4 protein-coding genes and 1 pseudogene are annotated in these 4,868 nt (G+C 57.6%); all 5 read right to left on the reverse strand.

Annotated features, from left to right (window positions below; all coding sequences use genetic code 11):
- Positions 1 to 5 precede the first annotated feature (5 nt).
- Positions 6 to 895: pseudogene (locus UC15_RS25500) on the reverse strand (LysR family transcriptional regulator).
- Positions 896 to 902: 7 nt separating this feature from the next.
- The gene (locus UC15_RS25505; RefSeq protein ID WP_112292019.1) at positions 903 to 1,724 is read right to left on the reverse strand and encodes a M55 family metallopeptidase; all 822 of its coding nucleotides are present in this window, start codon (positions 1,722 to 1,724) and stop codon (positions 903 to 905) included.
- Between the two features lie 90 nt (positions 1,725 to 1,814).
- Complete coding sequence (locus tag UC15_RS25510) at positions 1,815 to 2,879, reverse strand: P1 family peptidase (protein WP_112292020.1); 1,065 nt, start codon at positions 2,877 to 2,879, stop codon at positions 1,815 to 1,817.
- Between the two features lie 30 nt (positions 2,880 to 2,909).
- Complete coding sequence (locus tag UC15_RS25515) at positions 2,910 to 3,821, reverse strand: ABC transporter permease subunit (protein ID WP_112292021.1); 912 nt, start codon at positions 3,819 to 3,821, stop codon at positions 2,910 to 2,912.
- 9 nt (positions 3,822 to 3,830) lie between these two features.
- On the reverse strand, positions 3,831 to 4,751 hold the full coding sequence (locus tag UC15_RS25520) for an ABC transporter permease subunit (RefSeq protein WP_112292023.1): 921 nt from the start codon (positions 4,749 to 4,751) through the stop codon (positions 3,831 to 3,833).
- Positions 4,752 to 4,868: the final 117 nt, after the last annotated feature.

Consider the following 4,868-nt stretch of genomic DNA (forward strand, 5'->3'; position numbering starts at 1 on the left):
AAGGCTCAGACTCCCTGAACTCTGAGATCCCACAGCTTACTACGTATCAGTTGTTTCAGCCGGTTCGAAGCCTGCGAGGCCGGCTGTCCCGCCTGCTCAGCAGAATCACCTCAAACGGCAGCGGTTCCACCACCGGCACAATCTTCAGCTGATCGACATACCGCCGGGCGGTAAAGGTATCGACCACGCCGACACCGCCACCAGCCAGCACCATGTCGGCGATCACCGAGTAGGTTTTGATGAACAGCGCAGAATGCGGCATCAGACCGTTTTCGCGCAGGACGCGGTTGAGCACCTGACCCAGCGGATCCTGCTGCTGCAACATCAGCAGATCGTTTTCACACAGCCACGCCAGTGATACAGGCCCTTCGACGTCCGAATCTTTTGGCAGCAGCGCTACCATATTGCCCTGATAAATCGACTCGGCGACCAGTTCCTGTGTGGCCTGCTCGCCGAACGCCAGCGCGAAATCCATTTTGTATTGCAGCAGGTCCTGACTCAGCGTGTTGAAATGTCCGGTCACCAGTTCGACGCTCCCGCCGGGCGTCTGACGGCGGAGATCCACCAGCACCGGTGCCATCACGCTGTGCCCCAGCGCGTGCGCAGAACCGATGCGTACATGCTGGCCTTCGCCTTGTCGCAACTGTTCTGCCAGCTCGCCGATGGCCTGGATATGGCTGAACAGCGCCTCGACTTCCGGCATTAACCGCCGCCCTTCCGGCGTCACGATTAATCCCTGCGGCGTTCGGTCGAACAAGGTAAAACCCAGTTGCTGCTCAGCGTGATTCAGTATGCGGCTGACGTTGGGCTGCGACACGTTGAGCAAACGCGCCGCGCCGCTGACGCTGCCCGCCTGTAAGACCGCCTGAAACACTTCGATGTGGCGTAAACGCATTCCTGCCCTATTTCTGCGTGGTCGCTAAGTACGAGAAGGCACTTAACAGGCTGATAATGTTGGCGACGGTCGGACTGTGATAACCGACAGTGACCGCATCAAGACGCTCAACGCCCGGGATCAGACAAAACAAATCTGCCAGTACCGGTTTAGCGGTCATCAGCTCAAGATGATAAGGCGCGCTGAATCTTGCGGCGGTGAGCGGTGCAGGTTTGCTGACCGCAATCGTCGCCTGTTTGCGGATTTTGGCACAGGCGATAGACGGGCTGTCAGACTCGGCCGCGTTGGCGGAAATCGCCCGTTTGACGCAGACATATTGCGATTCAGGGTAATAACGGCGGATCCAGGTTTCGAGGTGATCGTCGCCGGTCACCAGCCATAACGGCACATTGAGTTCCGTGCCGGCAGCGGCGTATAAGTCGCTTTCGCCGACCACGTTGCCGTTGAGTTTAACGCGGTAAAAGGCGCGGCCATTAATGGTGTGCGCCAGTACGCCGTTTTCGCCCGCGGCAGTGTGATAGCCGACAAACATCAGGCCGTCGTATTGCTGTTGCTGCAATCCTTCGACCATTGACAATCCGCGCGGTTTGCCCTGTACCAGACGGGCACGCGGGTCGATTTTATCGGCACGCAGGTTTTGCATCATCGCGTGGCTGTCGGCCACCGTCACTTCCATCGCGCCACCGGCAAAAGCGCCGTCGATGGCGGCGTTGACTTCCCCTTCCATCAGCGCACGGGCAGCGTCGTAATCGGCATTGCCCGGGCTGCACTGTTCCGGGCGCATTACGCCTGCAATACCTTCAATATCCGCAGAGATAAACACTTTCATCAGTCGTTCCCTTCTTGGTTTGGTTACCAGACGGAGGCAAAACCCACACCCCATCCCAGCCTTCCCCTCGTGAGAGGGGAACGAGCCAGGCTAGTTCGCCAGATTATCTAATACTTCACTCAACCCCAGCCGGTAATGTCCGTCGAATCCGCAGACGGTTTCTGCACTCATCAAGGCATCAATAATAGCGTGTTCTGTGGCATCTGCCGCCAGCGCCAGTAAAGGTTCCAGTTCGGCATCCGGTAATGTGACACCGTCACGTTTCGTGGAAAACGCCAGCGCGATATCCCCTGAGCCATGCCCCCAGTAACTGCCGAGACGGCCTAACCCGGCACCGGCGCGTTTGGCGATGCGTCCGAGCTGGCGGCTGTCGAGATAACGGTCGCAGGCCATCACAATAATGATCGAACCCGCATCTGCCTGCGGGGCCAGTTGCGTCTGGATTTGGGCGATGGCATCTCCGGCACGTACGCCGTCGAGGGTCAGTTCAGAGAGTTTGCCAAAGTTCGCCAGCACCAGTACGCCTAATGTCGCGTTAAGCGTTTCGCACCAGCGTGAGGCCGTGCCGATGCCACCTTTTAATCCGAAGCAACTCATGCCCCGTCCGGCACCCACGCTGCCACGGGCGAATGTTTTTGTCGCGCCGTCGAGTGCGGTCAGCGCATCGTCTTCACTGACTGCCATCGCCTGAATATCGTTTAAATAGAAATCGTTGCACTCAAGGATAACCGGATTGATGGTGGAATCCGGGCAGCCAATTTGCGGGAATTGCTGGCAGCTGCGTTTCACCATCGCGTTGAATAATGTGCCAGTGGCGAAGGTATTGCTGAGCAGCACCGGCGTTTGCAGTTCGCCCAGTTCCATCACCTGAATCAGCCCCATCGGTTTGCCGAAACCGTTTAGCACCGCCACGCCGCACGGCAGCGGTTTTTCATACAGATTATCGCCGGGCGGCACGATGGCGGTGACGCCGGTCTGCACATCTCCGGCGGCCAGCGTGCTGTGTCCGACAGTCACGCCGGTCACATCAGTCAGTGAATTGGTGGCACCACAAGGGAAGCGCGGGCGAAAAATCTGGCGCGAGGTGCGCCAGCGTTGCAGCAAAGCAGACAGCGCCTGCTGCTGAAATTCATCTTCATGTTGTTGCGGATGCATCAGTTTTCCGTTTCAGCTGTTCAGTGGCTATTACTTTTTCAGTTTAGGATCCAGCGTATCCCGCAGCGCGTCGCCCAGCAGATTAAATGCCAGAACCGTGAGGAATATCGCCAGCCCCGGGAACACGCTGACGTTCCATTTTCCCGCCATCATCATATTGCGGCTCATCGCCAGAATATTGCCCCACTCCGGCACGTCCGGTTCCGGCCCCAGACCGATAAAACTCAGGCTGGCGGCCGTCAAAATACTGGTGCCGATACGCATGGTGAAATAGACGATCACATTCGACAGCGTACCCGGCAGAATATGGCGCAAAATCACCACCCTGTCCGGTGCGCCTACGCAGCGAACCGCTTCGACGTAGGCACTTTGTTTAATCGATAACGTGGCGGCACGCACGATGCGGGCAAATACCGGCACGCTGAATACCGCGACCGCGATGATCACGTTGTTCAGCCCCGGTCCGAGAATAGCCACGACGGCAATGGCCAGCAACATGCCCGGAAAGGCAAATAAGACGTCGGAACCGCGCATGATCAGCATATCGAGCCAGCGGCCATAATATCCGGCCAGCAGTCCGAGCAATACACCGGCGATCATGCCGAGCGTCACGGAGAAAATGCCAACATAAAGGGATATGCGCGCGCCATAGATGATGCGGCTGAGAACATCTCGTCCCAAATCGTCGGTGCCAAACCAGTGCTCCGGCGTCGGGCCGACACCCAGCGCCATCCAGTCCGGCGTCATCGGGTCGAAAGGTGCCAGCCAGGGCGCGAATATCGCCACAAGCACCAGCAGCAGGATAAATCCGCCGGACACCAGCGCCATTGGATGGCGAAGAAACGTGTGGAAAAAGTCATACCACGGCGAACGGATATCATCGTTTTGCGAGGCTACCGCAGCCGGTGTGGTTTCTTCCAGCACAGAGACAGGATCGGTCATGAGCAGCTCCTAACGCAGACGGATTGCCGGATTGACCACCGCATAAAGCAGGTCAACCAGCAGATTTATCAGAATAAATTCAAACACGAACAGCATCACCAGCGCCTGAATGACCGGCTGATCCTGCGTTTTGATGGATTCAATCAGTAACCAGCCGAGCCCCGGCCAGCTAAACACGCTTTCGACAATAATTGAGCCGCCGAGCAAAAAACCAAACTGCAAGCCGAGCATGGTGATAATCGGGATCAGCGCATTGCGCATGATGTGTTTCCACGTCACCAGCCGCGCACGTAATCCTTTGGCGTTGGCGGTGCGCACGTAATCTTCCTGCGCCACGTCGAGAAACGCCGAGCGGGTGAAGCGCGCCATCACTGCCGCCACCGAGGAACCGAGGGTGATCGCCGGTAAGATAATGTCAGCGGGCGAATTAAAGCCGCTGACGGCGAAGATCCCGAACGGCATGGCGACAAACTGGATCAGCAATAACCCGAGCCAGAACGGCGGCATGGAAATTCCACCGACCGCCATGCTCATCAGTGTCCAGTCCTGCCATTTTCCGCGTTTGAGCGCTGACACCACGCCAATCACCAGCCCGAGCACCACCGACCACGCGAAGCCCGCCAGCGCCAGTAACAGCGTTGGCATAAAACCGCTTTCAATCACACTTAACACCGGCTGACGCGTGCGATACGTCGTGCCCAGATCGCCGTGAACCATACCGTTCAGCCAGTGCCAGTACTGCGCGGGCAGCGGATCGTTAAGGCCAAGCAGTTGCCGTGCTGACTCAACCGCCTCAATCGGCGCATCCTGTCCGGCGTAAATACGCGCAGGGTCACCCGGCAGCAGCTTGATAAAACCGAAAACCAGCAACGACACCACCAGTAAAACGGGGATCATTTCCAGTATCCGGCGGATAAAATAGGTCAGCATAAAAGTGTTTCCCTGAACCTGAATATTGATGGTGATGTGCTCCTCCCCCTGCGAAGGGGGAAGCAGACCGGAACATGCATTGGCTTTGCCCTTTGCTCCTCCCCCTGCAAAGGGGGA

It is taken from the genome of Rahnella sp. AN3-3W3, assembly GCF_003263545.1.
Lineage (GTDB): Bacteria > Pseudomonadota > Gammaproteobacteria > Enterobacterales > Enterobacteriaceae > Rahnella > Rahnella variigena.